The sequence below is a fragment of the Brucella pseudogrignonensis genome (assembly GCF_002252525.1).
In the GTDB taxonomy this organism is placed as follows: domain Bacteria; phylum Pseudomonadota; class Alphaproteobacteria; order Rhizobiales; family Rhizobiaceae; genus Brucella; species Brucella pseudogrignonensis.
In genome coordinates, this window is the sequence record NZ_NNRM01000020.1 from 1 (window position 1) to 15521 (window position 15521).

Genomic DNA, 15521 nt, shown 5'->3' on the forward strand with positions numbered 1-15521 from the left:
TCAACGTTCATTCATAAAAAAATACAAAGTTTCTTTCCACAGGGGATATGGTGGCTTTTAACTGAATTTCAACCGTTGCGGCGGGCTGATTCCCATTTTTACGACAATGAAATGACAAGCCAATGCATTACTACTTCGGAATCGACGGCGGCGGCAGCGGATGCCGTGCAGTGCTGTCCGATGGAAACGGAGCCATTCTCGGAAAGGGAGTATCCGGTCCCGCTAATATAGGAGCGGATACGGCAAATGCCATCCTGCATATAAAGGAAGCAGCCGAGCAGGCGCGTCTTCAGGTCGGCTTGCCTTCTTCTATATATATAACGAGCGTTGCCGTACTTGGCCTTGCCGGTGCGAACTCACTTACCGACCATGCCGCCGCTTATAAGCAACTGCCGTTCGGCAGAAGCAGTATCGTTTCCGATACGGTAACAGCTCTACAGGGCGCACTTGGAAATGGCGACGGTGCCATTGCAATTCTTGGAACCGGCTCGGCATTTGTGAAAAGAACCGGCGACACGGTCGATGTTATTGGCGGGCGCGGCTTTATGCTAAGCGATCATGCAGGCGGAGCCCGTCTTGGCCGTGATCTTCTGGAGCAGACATTGCTGGTTTCAGATGGAATCAACGACGAAACGGAATTGACCAGAAAAACTCTCGGCAAGTTTGGTGACGCAGCAAGGCGGATCACGCAGTTCTCCCGCACGGCAACTGCCGCTGATTATGCAGCCTTCGCCCCCATGGTGTTTGAGTTTGCAGCAAAGGGCGACCCTCTTGGCATGAAACTTGTTTCCGATGCCTGCATCATGATTGAGCGGAACCTGCGCGCCTTAGATATCAAAGCACTGGGGCGTTTCAGTATAACCGGCGGTTTGGCGGCATCTTATGCTGGGCTCGATTTGCTACCGTATAAAGAGTTTTACACCCCGGCAAAGGGCGACAGTTTGCAAGGCGCTTTGGCTCTGGCCTTACAAAACGACAGAGATCAAGCGACTGCGACGCGAAAGTAACTTGCCGCAGGGTGCTTTCCTCCCTAATTCTTTTGTGAATACGCATTGGGATTGGATCGTCCGAAGGACATTGCAGCAGGGATGCTATGCTAACCAAAAAAGGCAAATACGGCCTGAAAGCCATGGTGCATCTTGCCGGTGTGTCTAATGGGCAGCTAGTTTCCGCAAGTGAGATTGCCGAAAGGCATCACATCCCGCGTAAGTTTCTCGATAATATCTTCATCGAACTGCGCAATGCGGGCTTTGTGCTGAGTCGCAAAGGCAAGGGCGGCGGCTTTTGTCTGGCACGTCCCGCCAGCGAAATTCATATTGGCAATATTATCCGGGCACTGGACGGCGCGCTCGCACCAATCGCCTGCGCGAGCAAGACCGACTACCAGCCTTGCGATGACTGCGACGAGACCGAATGTGAAGTGCGGCACATGATGCTCGACGTGCGGGAAGCAATCGCCAATGTGCTCGACCATCGCACGCTTGCCGACAGCAGGGCTTCCGAAATCGCCGCGCTGTCGGCTGAGTAGTTTCTACGCTGCGACCGACCAGCTCGGAAACGGATCACTCAGGCGCAGCCAGCTTTCCGGCTTGAACACCTCTTCCGGCACAAGGCAGTCATCAAGCTCGGCGGTAATTGCAGCCCTGTTCATTGGATCAACGCCGATAAAGACGATCTCCTGCCGACGATCACCCCATTCGGCATCGAGATAGGGTTGCATTGCACGATGCCATTCCGGTTCTGCCGGCCAATAGCTGCGCGGAACTGCAGACCACCAGCGACCACGTTTGTTGGTACGGACCAGCGCACCGGCCTGACTGAGTTCTCCTACATAATCAGGTCTTGTCGCCAGCCAGAAAAAACCCTTGGCACGGACAACACCCGGCCAGCTCTTATCGATAAAGGCCTGAAAGCGGGCCGGATCGAAGGGACGTCGCGCACGATAGACGAAAGAGTGCACGCCATATTCTTCTGTTTCAGGCACATGATCGTTGAAGCCGTGAAGCTCTTTATACCAAAGAGGATGCTCATGGGCGCGATTGAAATCGAAACGTCTTGTATTGAGGATCGCATCAAGCCCGACCTGACCGAAATCCACTTCTTCAATTTGGGCATCGGGATTGAGCGACCGGATCACCTTGCGCGCAAGGTCTCGCTCCTCCACGCTCGCTGTCGAAATCTTGTTGAGTATCACGACATCTGCAAACTCGATCTGTTCGACCAGTAGGTCGACCAGCGTGCGCTCATCCTCATCGCCCAGCGATTCACCGCGGTCGCGCAGAAAATCATTAGAAGAATAGTCTTTCAGCAGATTGGCTGCATCAACCACCGTTACCATCGTATCGAGGCGCGCCAGATCGGACAGGCTTTCGCCCTTTTCATCTCGAAACTCAAAGGTTGCTGCCACCGGCAGAGGCTCCGATATGCCCGTCGATTCGATCAGCAGATAATCGAAGCGATCTTGAGCCGCAAGCTGGGCTACTTCTTTCAGAAGATCATCCCGCAAAGTGCAGCAGATGCAGCCATTGGTCATTTCAACGAGCTGTTCCTCGGTTCGGGATAGGTCGGCCCCACCCTCGCGCACAAGGGCCGCATCGATATTGATTTCACTCATGTCATTGACGATCACCGCAACACGGCGGTTCTCGCGATTGTTGAGGACGTGATTGAGAAGGGTGGTCTTGCCTGCACCGAGAAAGCCGGAGAGTACAGTGACGGGAAGCCTTTTCATGGCAACTCCTTTGCTGGCGGTTGTGAGATACGCTGCAGTAGCAGCGCTGCTGGCTATTAATGTTATATCATTACATTCGTTTGGCTAAAAAGAGGCGGCAAAGCCACCTTTTGAGAGATCCTATAAGAAAAATACTCGACGGATGATCCCGCGTGAGCAGGAATTCGTGTCGCGGCAATACATTGCAGAATCCCGACCTGTTCTTGAATGCCCGGCTTTACAAAGCATTCATCGCCTATCGAAGATGCCGGACCGCCCATACAGACAGCCCGGCACCACAACAGGTCGCTTCTGGGTGGGGCAGCCTAGTGGTCTAATTCCGACATTTGTAAGCGCCAAATATCGATGTTGAGCAAATGTCGGAATTTAAAGACCACTAGCAACATTGTAACCTCGTGGATTTTTAGAATTTGACGTTTGAAACAGCATCAGTGTCGGCGGGCTATCAAACGTCAAATTCAATCCACGAGAACAAGGTGCGACCAGTGCTACTTCGACAAACAATTCTTGAGGGAATCGGCCAGATTGCGAATGAGCTGCGGGTAGAGATCCGGGCCGTCCTTCAATTCCGCGCCAAGCGGATCAAGGGTGCCGGCTTTGGCATCCGTTCCATCGATAACCGTATTGACCAGCTTTGGCTCAAACTGCGGCTCGGAGAACACGCAAACAGCGCCCAGTGATTTGATCTTTTCGTGAATATCCTTGATGCGTCCAGCACCCGGCGCCTTTTCAGGGCTCACAGTGATCGAGCCTGCAGCCTTCACGCCAAAGCGATTCTCGAAATACTGATATGCATCATGGAAGACAATGAACGGCTTGTCTTTTATCGGCTGAAGTTCGCTGTCGATATCTTTGGTCAGTGCATCGAGCTTGTCGGCATAGTCGGCAGCATTCTTTTCATATTGCGCGGCATGTTCAGGATCGTTTTCGCTCAGAACCTTGGCGATATCACCGACAAGAACCTTGCCGTTCTGTGGATCAAGCCAGAAGTGAAGATCATACTCGCCATGATGGTGGTGCTCATCGGTCTTTTCTGATGCTTCATCGGCGTGATTATGGTCGTCATGCTTCTTTTCATGCGCATGGTCATGAGCTTCGTGCTTGTGGCCCTCATGCTCATTGTTATGCGCGTGCTCGCCTTCCTCGCCGCCATGATCATGCGCCTCAAACGGGCCGCCTTCGCGGAATTTGAGCTTCGTCAGCCCTTCGGCTTCGCCAAGTGCAACAACCTTGGCACCCTCGCCCAATGTGTCGAAAGGTTTGTCGAGGAAGGTTTCCATCGAAGGCCCGGCCCAGAAAATCACCTTGGCATGTTCAATGGCTTCGGCATCCGATGGCTTCAGACTATAGGAATGCTCAGAGCCTGCGCCCTGAACAATGAGCTTCGGCTCGCCCACACCCTGCATAACTGCTGCGACAAGCGAATGCAGCGGCTTGATGGAAACAACGACGCCTTCGCGCTCGGCGGCTGATGCCGCGGTGCCGAAAACCGCCATAAATGCAGATGCCATAAGCAGGGAGCGGAGATGTTTCATGGGTCTCTCTTGAAGAATTCGCCGAGGGGAACAACATAGATAAGTGATATGTTATTTTATTACGTCATTTGCGTTATGCTATAACGTCTGCAATAAGGAGATACAACCTCTTTTTGGAGAAATGTGCACAGCCGAGAGACGGCCAAGGCAAACAGACCCGAATCGGCATACTCTCCCTAATTCTTGAGACAAGAATTTTAGAACGCACGATTCATTTTACCAAAAGCATCGTTAAAGGCAGCGAAAGCTCAAATTAGAATGGCCCATAAGACCGCCCTCCCCGCGCATTCAGAGCGGGAACCATTGATCGAGCTGAAAGGCGCCGGCGTTTATCGCGACGGGCGATGGCTTGTGCGCAATGTTGATCTTGCCGTCCATCGCGGCGAGATCGTTACGCTGATTGGACCGAACGGCGCGGGAAAAAGCACCACTGCCAAAATGGCTCTGCGCGTTTTGAAGCCCGATGAGGGCGCAATCGTCCATAAAAGCGGCCTTCGCATCGGCTACGTGCCGCAGAAGATCAATATTGATCGTACCATGCCGCTCTCGGTCGAGCGTTTAATGACGCTGACTGGTCCCCTCGGCAAAGGTGAAATTGCGGATGCCCTTCAGGCGGTCGGCATTTCCCATCTCCTGAAAGCCGAGATTGCCAATCTTTCTGGTGGCGAGTTTCAGCGCGCCCTCATGGCACGCGCTTTGGCACGCAAACCCGACATTATGGTATTGGATGAGCCGGTACAGGGCGTAGACTTTTCCGGTGAAGCCGCACTTTACGAGCTGATTGCAAAACTGCGCGACGATACCGGTTGCGGTGTCCTGCTGATTTCACACGATCTGCATCTGGTGATGGCAGCAACAGATCGCGTTATCTGCCTGAACGGTCATGTCTGCTGCAGTGGAACACCGCGCGATGTGACCTCAAGTCCCGAATATACGCGACTTTTCGGCAGCCGAGCGGTCGCTCCGCTTGCTGTTTATGAACATCACCACGATCATACCCACCTGCCCGATGGCCGCGTACTTCATGCCGATGGTTCTGTAACCGATCATTGTCATGCCGATGACGGTCATCATCACGATCATCATGAACATGATCACGGTGGGAACGGGCACGAAGGCCACAACAATCACGGGCATCACGGGGAAAAGCCACATGCTTGATGACTTTTTCACCCGCGCCCTCATTGCCGGTGTCGGTCTGGCGCTGACCACGGGTCCGCTTGGCTGTTTCATTGTGTGGCGCCGCATGGCCTATTTTGGCGACACGATGGCCCATTCAGCACTGCTGGGTGTAGCACTTGCTCTTATCTTCGACATCAATTTGATGATCGGGGTTTTTGCCGTTTCCGTCATGATTTCGGCAATTCTTCTGCTTTTGCAGCGACGCCATACGTTATCGGCAGATTCCCTGCTCGGCATTCTGTCCCATGCGACCTTGTCGCTTGGTCTGGTGATCGTGGCTTTCATGACCTGGGTGCGCATCGATCTGCTCTCGTTCCTTTTCGGCGATTTGCTTGCAGTTTCGCGTATCGACATTGCCTTCATCTATGGCGGCGGCATTCTCGTTCTGGGTGTCATTGCCTGGCTCTGGCGCCCTTTGCTGGCTGCAACCGTCAGCGAGGACATTGCGCGTGCGGAAGGGATGAACCCTGCCGTCTCGCGGATTGTCTTCATGTTACTTCTGGCGATTGTGATTGCCATTGCGATGAAGATCGTCGGCATTCTGCTGATTACATCGCTTCTGATCATTCCCGCAGCGACCGCCCGGCGCTTTTCCTCCACACCGGAGAGAATGGCCATTCTCGCATCTGTGATTGGTGCGCTCGGCGTCATTGGCGGGCTATATGGCTCTGTCCAGTTCGACACGCCATCCGGCCCATCGATCGTGGTTGCCGCACTTGCTATTTTCATTTTCAGCCTCTTGCCCCTACATAAAGGGGAGGCATCACTGAAACGGACCGCTGGCCAATGAGCAATCATCACCACCATCATAACCATGCATCGCATGATCTGACCCGCAATCAGACGCTCGTTTTCAACGTGCTGTCCAAGGCGGATGGTCCTCTCAGCGCCTATACGATCCTCGATCAGCTCCGTGACGACGGTTTCCGTGCGCCGCTGCAGGTCTATCGGGCGCTCGAAAAGCTGCTCGAATTTGGCATGGTGCATCGCCTTGAAAGCCTCAACGCTTTTGTTGCCTGTGCTCATCCGCAATGCCACCAGCACGGATTGATTGCTTTTGCGATTTGCGAGCAATGCGGTCAGGTGACAGAGTTTTCCGATCCGGCCATCGAAAATCTCGTTAGCGCCTGGAGCCTCCAAAGCGGGTTCAAGTCACGCAAAACCACGCTGGAACTGCGTGGTCGCTGTGAAAAATGCGGTGAGCATTGAACTTAGGTAACGCTTACTAAAGCGATGCCTGCTATATTTTCCCTTCAAGGGGAACAGCAGGCAGAAATTTATGGTACGCAACAAGCCGTCTCAGGAGCGACGTAAGGAGGAGCGACAGCGTACGCGGCTGCGATCAGGCAAGGTTATCGATCTTGATGGTCGGTTCATTATCGAATGCCAGTTCAGCGATATTGCTCCACACGGCGCACGGTTGAGAATCACCGAAGTTCCCAGTCTTCCCGAACGCTTCTGGCTGTTTGACGATCATTATGCGCGCGCACTTCTGGCGCAGATTGTCTGGCGTGAAAAACGTGAAGTCGGCATCCAGTTTACTGTAGATCCTTCCCTGCCCCCGTTGGATGACGAACGTCTAAGCCAGCTGGCAGGAAAGTACTATTCGCTCTAACTACTTATTTTTATTGCATTATCCAACGCATCGCAGCAGGAAAAGAAATCGGTCCGGCGAACTGATTTCTCTGCGGAGGCGCTCCGCACTTTGCAGGAAATGCTGTGAATTAGTGTTCGGCCGACGCCTGCTTGCCCGCTGTATCCGGTGATACCCCACCGCCACGCATATTCATGGCGCGGATTTCTTCAGCGGAAATATAATTGAACTGCTCGACGAGCAGGTCTTTGATGACCGGCTCTGGAAAACGTGCATTCAAATCGGTGATCACCGATGCCCGAACATCCTCAAACTTCACTTTCTCGACTTCTTTCGTATCCGAGTAGCTGCCGTAGAACTTACGGAAAATCTCGTCACTGATGAAATATTCGAGCGGAACCGTGATCTTTTTCCGGATATTCGAATCGATAGTATAAACCAGCTGCGTCACGACATAGCCGGCGACGCTGCCATTGGAGATGATGGGAACGCTCATCACATCCGTTTTCACGTAATCGAGCCCGCCGAATCCTCCGGCCTCCGCTTTCACCTCACCAGATGATCCATCATTCTGGCGAACGGCGAAAAACAGCGAGCCCAAAGCGACTGCACAGATCCAGAGGCCAATTACGATTGTGCGGATCATCTTGCGTGACCGAGCCTCGCGCTCTGCATGCTGTAAGTGCCATCGGCATCCTGCGTTTCAAGCGCACCGCGAATAAGATCGGCCAGCTCGCCAACAGCGCGCAGATGCAGCTGCAGCGCTTCGCAATTTTTCTCAAGCTTCTGCTTGAGGCTATCGAGCAATGGCTGCAATCCCTTCATCGTCGCAGGCTCAGCAAGGCTTGCAGCCTTCTTGATTGCCTTGTTGAAGTCGTACAGGCCACGGCTCTTGCGTGAATTAATCTCAGCAAGATCTGGATGACCGCCTTCAAGCAAAAGACGAGTTTCAGTATCAATGACGTCCTCAAGACGCTGGATTGCACGCACGACCGGCGTGAGTACAGGCTGCTGTTCCAGTTCCTGAACCGGGTCTGCCTCCAGTGCTGCTTCCGCCACTTGCGGCAGCAGGCTGATTTCGGAGCTTGTGTCAGTCATTTTCGGGTTCCTCAATTATATGTATTAGCAGGTCGCAGTCTTATTCGCCGGTCAGGTCTTGGAAAGATTTCTGTCCTGACCGCTCGATTCTGTGCTCAATGTTCAGCATCAGCTACGAGCGCGATCTCCACTTTCATTGTTTCCCAGTTGTTTCTGAATGAGCTGCCGTTCAAATCCGTGAACGATATCTTTTGAAACTGCGTCTGTGTTCATTCCCTGTCCCAGATCGTCGATCACGCCTCCTAAGGCCAAGGTTGACGAGTTTTCCGCGCGCACCTTCTGCGCTGCCTGCGCTTCAAGCATTTTTGCGATACCAACGCCGCCGGTATCAGCCATCTTGTTCGCCATCGCTTCGGCCATCATCGATTTCCAGTATTCGCCTGCAATGCCCTTGCCGAAGGTCGCTGTCGTATCGCTTGTAAACATCGACTGAACGAAAGATTGCAGCATGAAAGCTTCAAACTTCCGATAAGCCGGATTGACCGTGTTCGCCCCTTGCGGATTGAACCGAACGCCTGAAGCCAGGCTTTCAGAAAAACTGACGAAGTTTGATCCCGTATCCGTATCAGCGCCCGCCGGACCAGTGTTTGCCGATATGGATTTCAGACGCTCTGCCGCAAAGCGATACGCCTGCGGATCAGCCGCACGCGCCACGTCCATAACCAGATCTGACGGCGGATTAATCGCCATACAACTTGTCCTTCTTCATCTCTTGATTGCACATTAATCTGTCAAACTTGACTGAAGCTTGCGGTACGAATCAGTTTCAATTTTATGACAAAGCCTTGGTCAACGCGGCCGGTGCAAACTCACCAGATTTATTGCAATTAACTGATTTTATTTACTATTTTTCGATTGTGATCGCGACTTACAGCCCTACGACGCGGTGGTTTTCCGGCTAACAAACTCTTCAATCAGGCTTGCAAGCTCTCGTCTTTCGGCATCATTGCGAACAGTTTCGAGCCGATCTTCCAAAAGTTCTACCCGACGTTGTTCTTTCAAAAGGCCTCTGCGTTCTGATTCGAGCTGCTGCTCAATCTGTTCAGTTGCGAGCGCATTCGCCCCCAGCCGTTTGATGAGCAGAGATGGATCGACAGAAAAGGCATCGCCGTCATAACGGCGATCCTGCATGGCGATCAGCGCGTCACGTTCTTCATCCAGAACAGCCTTGCGGTTGCTGGTTGCTGCCAGCGAGGCTTCCAGCCGTGCAGCGCCGAGCTTCTGCAAGGTGATGAGCTTTTTCAGATTACGGGCATTGGTTTGAGCCATGCAATCCTCAGAACAAATCGCGCAACAGCGTTGCAGCTTCGCCGGTGAAAAAACGCAGCAACTCGGGCAGGATGAAGTAAACAACCAGAAGACCGCCGCCCAACACGAAGGGCATCGACACAAAGTAGATCGGGATCGTCGGCGTCAACTTATTGATAAGACCGATGGCGAAATTGACCAGAATCGCAAACACGATAAAGGGTGCTGCGATGCGTAACGTCGCCAGAAATGCTGCGGAAAGCGCGTCGCTGATGTCGATCATCGCAGCATCAGGCCTGAAATGCCCCTCAACAGGGATAGCCGTATAGGAACTAAGCAGCGCTCGCAGAATTTCAAGATGCATATCCGTGACGAAAAACAGGAATAGCGCGCTGAAAGTAACAATGGTCGCAAGCGTTGCCTGTGGCTCTGCTTCTGTAATCGCGTCTGCTGGAGTACCCGAATAACCAACAGCCATTGCCATCATGTTGGCCATGAACTGCAATGCCCAGAAATAGATATGCGCCAGAATTCCGATCACCCCTCCGATGAACATTTCGCTGAGCATCAGGCGGAACATCGCCAGCGGATGGCTGCCATCTAAGCTCGGAGCAATATTCTGGATCACCAAAGGCAAGACCGCAAAAGAACAGGCAAGCGCGATAAACAATCGGACCTGCAAGGGAATGCGTCCGCTTGAAATGCCGGGCATCAGCATCAGACATGCGCCAACACGGCAGAATGCAAGCATGGCCGCGAAGACAAGTTCATTGATCGGCAGTTGCGTGATGGGCAACGGGTTCACTCCCCCGTCAGGAAATCGCGCCGAGCGATTTCACTTCGACACCACGCGCAATCTCCACATGTGACAGCACGGGAAGCGTTGCAAACAGCCGCTCGATAATCATGCGGATGTAAGGGCGCGCTTCCGGCGAAGAAACGAGGACGAAACGCTCGCCGCTATCGAAATGTTTGCGAATTGCTGTGGTTGCTTCTGTGCCGAACTGCTCAAGCTGGCGCGGGTCTATGTCAAATTCGACGATTTCGCCCTTATTGTCGCGCTTGAGGCTCTGGTGGAACACGAGGTCCCAACGATTGCCAAGACGAAGCACGTTAAGAACACCATTGTCTGAAAGATCGCCGCATATCTGCTGCGCCATCCGCATCCGAACATGCTCGACGATCATCTCAGGTCGGCGGACCAGAGGCGCAATTTCGGCGATGGATTCAAGAATAAGATGCAGATTACGGATCGAGACTCGCTCCGCAAGCAGCAGTTTCAAGACTGCCTGCAGCCCCGAATAGGAAATATTGGCCGGGCAAATATCTTCCAGAAGCTTGCGATATTCCGGACCAAGGCGGTCCAGCAGAATACGCATATCCTTGTAGGAGAGAAGCTGCGCCAGATTGTTGCGCACGATTTCGCTAAGATGGGTGAGCAGAACCGACAAGTTGTCGACAGTCATATAGCCGTCGCGGCGAAGATCTGAAGCAAAAGTCTCCGGCACGGAATAAGCACGCATACCGAAAGCTGGTTCCCGTACTTCTTCACCCGGAATGGATGGCAATGGACGCTCGCCCAGCACCACGAGAATTTCACCAACCCGCAATTCATGGCTCGCAACCGCGGTACCGTGAATTTTGATGCGATAGCTCTTTGGCGGCAGCGAAATATCGTCAGTAACTTTGATCTCTGGAATGACGAAACCATATTCCTGAGCAAACTTCTTGCGCATCTTGGCGACGCGGTGCGCCAGCTCCTGCTGCGAAGCGATGAGACGTGCGGAAAGCTGCTTGCCGAGGCAAAGTTCGATCTGCGTGGTTTCCAGCGAAGCCTTGACCGAGTTGCGCTCCTGCTCTTCTGCATCACGCTGCTTCGACTGTGCTTCTGCCTCTTCCGCCTCGCGCTGACGCGCCTGACGGCGTGGCACGGCAATACCGACAAATGCCATTGCACCACCAAGCAGGAAGAACGGGAAAGCCGGAAGGCCTGGCATGATACCCAGAACAAACAGAAGGAAGGCAGCAATCAAAAGTGCCTTGGGGTAAGCACCGAGCTGACCAAAGATCGCCTGATCAGCGGAACCGCGGGTCCCGCCTTTTGACACCAGAAGACCTGCTGCGAGCGAAACGATCAGCGCAGGAATCTGCGTAACCAGACCGTCACCAACCGAGAGCTTGGTGAAGACGTCAGCAGCTTCCGAAATATCCATACCATGGCGGGTAACGCCAATGATGATCCCGCCGAAAATATTGACGGCGGTAATGATCAAACCAGCAATCGCATCACCGCGCACGAACTTGGACGCGCCGTCCATCGAACCGAAGAACGAGCTTTCTTCTTCCAGTTCACGACGGCGATGCTGTGCCTGCTTTTCGTCGATCAGACCCGACGAAAGATCAGCGTCAATCGCCATCTGCTTGCCGGGGATAGCATCGAGCGTGAAGCGGGCGCCCACTTCTGCGATACGCGTCGCACCCTTGGTGATGACGAGGAAGTTGACGATGATGAGGATCGTGAAAACCACAAGACCGATGACAAAATCACCGCCCATCACAAACTGCGAAAAGCCATGAATAACATGGCCTGCAGCTAAATAGCCCTCATTACCATGGGTCAGGATCACGCGTGTCGTCGCAATATTGAGCGACAGACGCATCATGGTCGCAATCAGCAACACCGTCGGGAAGGCCGAGAAATCAAGCGGACGCTGAATCCAGAGCGAAACCATGAGGATAAGGACGGAGAACGCAATCGAGAAAGCGAGGCCGATATCCAGAACAACCGCAGGAACAGGCAGGAAAAGCACTGTCAAAATAATGACGATACCGGCAGCAAGACCCATGTCGCTACCGGTCAGAATTCCACGTTTTGTCAATGGTTTAGCTGCTGCCTGCTGCACGTCCGTCTCCTGTTGTCAGACGGAACATAAACGACGAAGCTTGCGCGAGGGCTGCGTTAGAGCAAAAGTCTTATCGGAGTGAAACAAAGATCGATAAGATTATGCTTCAAATAAAAAGGCTTACGGCGCCGATCTGATCCAATCAGATCGAAACGCGCTCTAGAAACCCTTTTCGATGCGCGAATAAGCAAGCAGCGTGAAAGAGTTAATCTGCGCGCCAACAAATGGCGCGGTGAAGGCAAGTACCACAAAAATAACGATGATCTTCGGCACGAAAGTCAGCGTCATTTCCTGAATCTGGGTCAAAGCCTGAAAAAGCGCGATGCCGATACCTGCTAGCATCGCCGCAAGTACGGCTGGTCCGCTCGCCATCAGCACGGTCCAGATCGCCGAATTGACGATATCGAGCGCATCAGCTTCGTTCACAGGTAAGGTCCTCAGCGCACGGCGCTTTTGCGCAGTTTCGGTTCAGATGAACTATCGAAACTGCGTCTCAATCCAGATTTTAGCACATGCCATTGTCTCCAAACCCGCACCCGGCTTTGGAGATATCGTTTAACTGATCTTGACGCCCTGGCCGATCAGCATCGTCTTGCCGTCTTCGAGTTCAGCAAGCATCCCCGACGACTGGATCGTGACAGACTTGACCACACCCGTAACCGTGCCGTCAGCACTGGTCAGCGTGCGGCCAATCCAGCCTTCAGCTTGCGAAAGCGACGAATTGGCGATCAGCGTTTCGAGCTTGCTGTTCATCTGCACCGCCTGTTCGACATTGGAGAATGTCGCAAGCTGCGAGACATATTGTGTCGCATCCATCGGCTGTGTGGGGTCTTGGTTCTGCATCTGAGTGACGAGAAGCTTCAGAAAGGAATTGTAATCCACACTCGCCTTTGCGGCAGCAGAACTGCTGCTTGATGACGAATTTGCCGTGTTGTTGGTCGTATTGTTGGCGCCGACTGTCGATGTTGTCGTCATAGACTTGCCCCTTAGAGCGCTGTTTGTCCCAAAGGACGCTCTAGAGCATTTCCTGTTGAAACTGAATCATAGGAAATACTCTATCTGTTTGTTCTTACGCGGATCTGGTTCCAAAAACCGAGTTAGATTCTTGGGCCGTTGCCATAGGCTTTTCTGTTTGTATGGCAGAGACCGACAGGTCTTTTTCACCCATCAGCTCTGCCTCACGCTTATATAGCGTGCGAATTGTTTTCAGTGCATCGAAGACGCGCCCGTTATGCACCAGCTCATCAACGAGCTTGAGCGCATTGAGGATTTCCGCATCCTTAAACGTCGCAAACATGCCCTTCAGCATCTGGGCAAACGTGTTGCGCGCCTGTTCCCTCAGAGCCGGCTCAATCAGGATCATCTGCGCCGCAAAATAGAGCTGACGCAGCGGGGATGTCGTCTCTTCCGGCTGCAAAACATGGTTTTCCAGAAGGAATGTCGCGTCGTTCAAAAGCTCCAGCGAAACCTTGCGGTCAGCTTTCAAAACCGCGCCGTTGATATAAATCTTTTCGCCTGCGCGCAGCGAAAGACGGATCGCTGATTTGCCGTTCGTCGTCATGTCACAGACCGTCACGGATAGATTGAGTAATCTCGATCAGCGTGTCGTAATCGGTGCTTTCACCCTGTCGAATTTGCTCAATCTCTTTGAGAATGAAGATTCCAACCGAAATGATTGCGGCTTTCAGTTCTTTTGGAAGCACATTCTCTTCTGAACCAAGATCCTCAATGATTGTGGTCCACAGCTTGGTTGTGAAGTAGGAAGCATCGATGCCTTCGCGCGATCCGGCACCATGGGCTTTCGCGGCGGCGAGCATTTCAATCGAGCGATCAAAAAGCATCCGCTCGCGTTCCTTGGCGCTCGCCATATCATCATTCATGACGTCTTCGTAGCGCAGCTGATACATGTAGTCTCCGTTTTCCGGCACCACCCATACGAACCGCATCATGCTGCCCGATTTGTGATGTTCTTCTTCGGGGCGGGCGAGCGCCCCACAGTATTTGAGCATTTCCAGCAAAAGTGCGAAGCAGCTTTGCGTCGGATAATGCGTAGAACAAACAGTTGCTGCGGTTCCAACGATTCATTCTTAACTGGAACCGCTTTAGAGGCACAACGCGTCGATCCAATAGTTGAAAGCGACCTTTATGCATCCAAGAGAGCGCATGGCGCTCAATGGTCTTATTTCAAATAGTTGAGCAAGCTCAGATTCTGCAGCTGAACAGTCAGCGCATAAGAAGTCTCGATCTGCGACATCAGCGCATTGACGCGTGTTGCAGCCTCATAAGGATCGACCGATTCAAGATCCAGAACCGATTCATTGAGGATCTTCTGCTGTGCCCCAATCCGGGTTGTCGCGGCATTGGTGCGCTGCTGAGCCAGACCCAGCGTCGTCTGTTCAGACGTCGTCTCGGTAATTGCCTGCGTTGTGGTCTGCATTGCCTGATTTGTCAGCGCCTGAAACGCTAAATTACTCAGACCGATCGTTGCGAACTCGGACACCATGACTGCAGACATGATGGTCTTGCGGAAACCATCAGCATTTGCCGAAATGGAGGTCGAAGCCGTTTCAGTTGGCGAAATACGGCTCTTGATCACCGTATCGGAAGCATTCGACCAATTGGCATCCCAGTTGGCATCGTTGAACTGCTCGGCAAAATCACCTTCGAGGAAGGTCTTCATCTGATCGCCAGTGATATTGGCAACCTGCGGATCATTCATGGGAAACCCGAAATGATCTTCAAATGCCTGACGAACCGCATTCTGTGCCTGGCTGCCTTCGGTGTAGTCAGCAATGGGCTTCACGTCGGTGTTCACGCCTGAGAAGATATATTCGCCATTATAGCTGGTGTTGAGCAGGCCGGTGACTGAATCCAGCAACGACTTTGCCGTTTTCGCAGCAGTCTGCGCACTTTCAATTGTGCTGTTTGCGCCCGTCAGATCACCCAGAAAATTCTGCGTGCTCTCGATAATGGTGGTGGTCGCAGTCTGCGTCGTCGTCATGCGCTGCTGCAGCAGCTTGTTCATATCGGTCAGAACGGTAAGGCGATCATATTCCTTGCGCAGCGATATGGTCTGTCCAGACTTGGAACCAAGAGACAAACCAACATCGAAAACCGTACCTGTGGTGGCTTCCTGCTGCGCCTTTGCAAGCTCGGCCTTCGTCTTTGCGACGAGAACCTTGAGGGCTGAAGCTGCACCATATGTAGAAATAGATTGCGCTTTCATAAGC

19 protein-coding genes are annotated in these 15521 nt (G+C 52.9%); 6 read left to right on the top strand and 13 right to left on the bottom strand.

The window, feature by feature from the left end; genetic code table 11:
* Positions 1–122: 122 nt before the first annotated feature.
* Both CEV34_RS11055 and CEV34_RS11060 read left to right on the top strand, forming a co-directional pair.
* Entirely contained in the window at positions 123–1007 is an 885-nt protein-coding gene (locus tag CEV34_RS11055; protein ID WP_094543632.1) for a glucosamine kinase nucleotide-binding domain-containing protein, read from the top strand.
* An 86-nt stretch (positions 1008–1093) separates the two neighbouring features.
* The gene (locus CEV34_RS11060; protein WP_007876995.1) at positions 1094–1528 is read left to right on the top strand and encodes an RrF2 family transcriptional regulator; all 435 of its coding nucleotides are present in this window, start codon (positions 1094–1096) and stop codon (positions 1526–1528) included.
* A 3-nt stretch (positions 1529–1531) separates the two neighbouring features.
* Here the strand turns inward: CEV34_RS11060 and zigA are convergent, their stop codons facing one another.
* Both zigA and znuA read right to left on the bottom strand, forming a co-directional pair.
* The gene (gene zigA, locus CEV34_RS11065) at positions 1532–2731 is read right to left on the bottom strand and encodes a zinc metallochaperone GTPase ZigA (RefSeq protein WP_007876997.1); all 1200 of its coding nucleotides are present in this window, start codon (positions 2729–2731) and stop codon (positions 1532–1534) included.
* 488 nt (positions 2732–3219) lie between these two features.
* Complete coding sequence (gene znuA / locus CEV34_RS11070; RefSeq protein WP_007876999.1) at positions 3220–4266, bottom strand: zinc ABC transporter substrate-binding protein ZnuA; 1047 nt, start codon at positions 4264–4266, stop codon at positions 3220–3222.
* Between the two features lie 258 nt (positions 4267–4524).
* Between znuA and CEV34_RS11075 the strand changes: the two genes are divergently transcribed.
* The 4 genes from CEV34_RS11075 (at position 4525) to CEV34_RS11090 (ending at position 7063) form a co-directional block, all read left to right on the top strand.
* Positions 4525–5427, top strand: coding sequence for an ATP-binding cassette domain-containing protein (locus CEV34_RS11075; protein ID WP_007877001.1), 903 nt, complete (start codon positions 4525–4527; stop codon positions 5425–5427).
* Positions 5357–6238 (top strand): zinc ABC transporter permease subunit ZnuB, encoded by an 882-nt coding sequence (gene znuB, locus CEV34_RS11080; protein ID WP_374891651.1) that lies wholly within the window; start codon positions 5357–5359, stop codon positions 6236–6238. The genes CEV34_RS11075 and znuB overlap by 71 nt, the downstream gene beginning before the upstream one ends.
* Positions 6235–6657: a Fur family transcriptional regulator gene (locus tag CEV34_RS11085; protein ID WP_007877005.1), complete on the top strand. Its 423-nt coding sequence runs from the start codon at positions 6235–6237 to the stop codon at positions 6655–6657. The genes znuB and CEV34_RS11085 overlap by 4 nt, the downstream gene beginning before the upstream one ends.
* A 70-nt stretch (positions 6658–6727) precedes the next feature.
* Positions 6728–7063 carry a PilZ domain-containing protein gene (locus CEV34_RS11090; protein WP_007877006.1) on the top strand — a complete coding sequence of 112 codons (336 nt, stop codon included), beginning with the start codon at positions 6728–6730 and terminating at the stop codon, positions 7061–7063.
* Positions 7064–7172: 109 nt separating this feature from the next.
* Here the strand turns inward: CEV34_RS11090 and CEV34_RS11095 are convergent, their stop codons facing one another.
* The 11 genes from CEV34_RS11095 to CEV34_RS11145 all read right to left on the bottom strand — a co-directional run bounded on the left by CEV34_RS11095 (position 7173) and on the right by CEV34_RS11145 (position 15517).
* Complete coding sequence (locus CEV34_RS11095) at positions 7173–7688, bottom strand: hypothetical protein (protein WP_007877007.1); 516 nt, start codon at positions 7686–7688, stop codon at positions 7173–7175.
* Positions 7685–8140, bottom strand: coding sequence for a hypothetical protein (locus CEV34_RS11100; protein ID WP_007877008.1), 456 nt, complete (start codon positions 8138–8140; stop codon positions 7685–7687). The genes CEV34_RS11095 and CEV34_RS11100 overlap by 4 nt, the downstream gene beginning before the upstream one ends.
* Positions 8141–8248: 108 nt before the next feature.
* Positions 8249–8830: a rod-binding protein gene (locus CEV34_RS11105; protein ID WP_007877009.1), complete on the bottom strand. Its 582-nt coding sequence runs from the start codon at positions 8828–8830 to the stop codon at positions 8249–8251.
* 186 nt (positions 8831–9016) lie between these two features.
* Positions 9017–9409: a hypothetical protein gene (locus CEV34_RS11110; protein WP_007877010.1), complete on the bottom strand. Its 393-nt coding sequence runs from the start codon at positions 9407–9409 to the stop codon at positions 9017–9019.
* A gap of 7 nt (positions 9410–9416) precedes the next feature.
* Positions 9417–10184, bottom strand: a complete 768-nt coding sequence (gene fliR / locus CEV34_RS11115; protein ID WP_094543633.1) for a flagellar biosynthetic protein FliR — start codon at positions 10182–10184, stop codon at positions 9417–9419.
* Between the two features lie 16 nt (positions 10185–10200).
* Positions 10201–12291 carry a flagellar biosynthesis protein FlhA gene (gene flhA / locus CEV34_RS11120; RefSeq protein WP_007877012.1) on the bottom strand — a complete coding sequence of 697 codons (2091 nt, stop codon included), beginning with the start codon at positions 12289–12291 and terminating at the stop codon, positions 10201–10203.
* Positions 12292–12450: 159 nt separating this feature from the next.
* Entirely contained in the window at positions 12451–12717 is a 267-nt protein-coding gene (fliQ, locus tag CEV34_RS11125) for a flagellar biosynthesis protein FliQ (RefSeq protein WP_064321443.1), read from the bottom strand.
* A 129-nt stretch (positions 12718–12846) separates the two neighbouring features.
* The gene (gene flgD, locus CEV34_RS11130; RefSeq protein ID WP_007877014.1) at positions 12847–13266 is read right to left on the bottom strand and encodes a flagellar hook assembly protein FlgD; all 420 of its coding nucleotides are present in this window, start codon (positions 13264–13266) and stop codon (positions 12847–12849) included.
* Positions 13267–13360: 94 nt separating this feature from the next.
* A complete protein-coding gene (gene flbT / locus CEV34_RS11135) occupies positions 13361–13852 on the bottom strand; it encodes a flagellar biosynthesis repressor FlbT (RefSeq protein WP_007877015.1) in 492 nt (163 codons plus the stop codon).
* A 1-nt stretch (position 13853) separates the two neighbouring features.
* The gene (gene flaF / locus CEV34_RS11140; protein ID WP_007877021.1) at positions 13854–14198 is read right to left on the bottom strand and encodes a flagellar biosynthesis regulator FlaF; all 345 of its coding nucleotides are present in this window, start codon (positions 14196–14198) and stop codon (positions 13854–13856) included.
* Between the two features lie 272 nt (positions 14199–14470).
* Entirely contained in the window at positions 14471–15517 is a 1047-nt protein-coding gene (locus CEV34_RS11145; protein WP_094543634.1) for a flagellar hook-associated family protein, read from the bottom strand.
* Positions 15518–15521: the final 4 nt, after the last annotated feature.

What these genes read in the sequence shown, in the direction of transcription:
- CEV34_RS11100 (WP_007877008.1), bottom strand. Translation starts at nt 8,140, where the DNA reads ATGACTGACACAAGCTCCGAAATCAGCCTGCTGCCGCAAGTGGCGGAA.
- CEV34_RS11145 (WP_094543634.1), bottom strand. Translation starts at nt 15,517, where the DNA reads ATGAAAGCGCAATCTATTTCTACATATGGTGCAGCTTCAGCCCTCAAG.
- CEV34_RS11060 (WP_007876995.1), top strand. Translation starts at nt 1,094, where the DNA reads ATGCTAACCAAAAAAGGCAAATACGGCCTGAAAGCCATGGTGCATCTT.
- znuA (WP_007876999.1), bottom strand. Translation starts at nt 4,266, where the DNA reads ATGAAACATCTCCGCTCCCTGCTTATGGCATCTGCATTTATGGCGGTT.
- CEV34_RS11055 (WP_094543632.1), top strand. Translation starts at nt 123, where the DNA reads ATGCATTACTACTTCGGAATCGACGGCGGCGGCAGCGGATGCCGTGCA.
- zigA (WP_007876997.1), bottom strand. Translation starts at nt 2,731, where the DNA reads ATGAAAAGGCTTCCCGTCACTGTACTCTCCGGCTTTCTCGGTGCAGGC.
- flgD (WP_007877014.1), bottom strand. Translation starts at nt 13,266, where the DNA reads ATGACGACAACATCGACAGTCGGCGCCAACAATACGACCAACAACACG.
- CEV34_RS11110 (WP_007877010.1), bottom strand. Translation starts at nt 9,409, where the DNA reads ATGGCTCAAACCAATGCCCGTAATCTGAAAAAGCTCATCACCTTGCAG.
- CEV34_RS11075 (WP_007877001.1), top strand. Translation starts at nt 4,525, where the DNA reads ATGGCCCATAAGACCGCCCTCCCCGCGCATTCAGAGCGGGAACCATTG.
- CEV34_RS11085 (WP_007877005.1), top strand. Translation starts at nt 6,235, where the DNA reads ATGAGCAATCATCACCACCATCATAACCATGCATCGCATGATCTGACC.
- flbT (WP_007877015.1), bottom strand. Translation starts at nt 13,852, where the DNA reads ATGACGACGAACGGCAAATCAGCGATCCGTCTTTCGCTGCGCGCAGGC.
- CEV34_RS11105 (WP_007877009.1), bottom strand. Translation starts at nt 8,830, where the DNA reads ATGGCGATTAATCCGCCGTCAGATCTGGTTATGGACGTGGCGCGTGCG.
- CEV34_RS11090 (WP_007877006.1), top strand. Translation starts at nt 6,728, where the DNA reads ATGGTACGCAACAAGCCGTCTCAGGAGCGACGTAAGGAGGAGCGACAG.
- flaF (WP_007877021.1), bottom strand. Translation starts at nt 14,198, where the DNA reads ATGTATCAGCTGCGCTACGAAGACGTCATGAATGATGATATGGCGAGC.
- znuB (WP_374891651.1), top strand. Translation starts at nt 5,357, where the DNA reads ATGATCACGGTGGGAACGGGCACGAAGGCCACAACAATCACGGGCATC.
- CEV34_RS11095 (WP_007877007.1), bottom strand. Translation starts at nt 7,688, where the DNA reads ATGATCCGCACAATCGTAATTGGCCTCTGGATCTGTGCAGTCGCTTTG.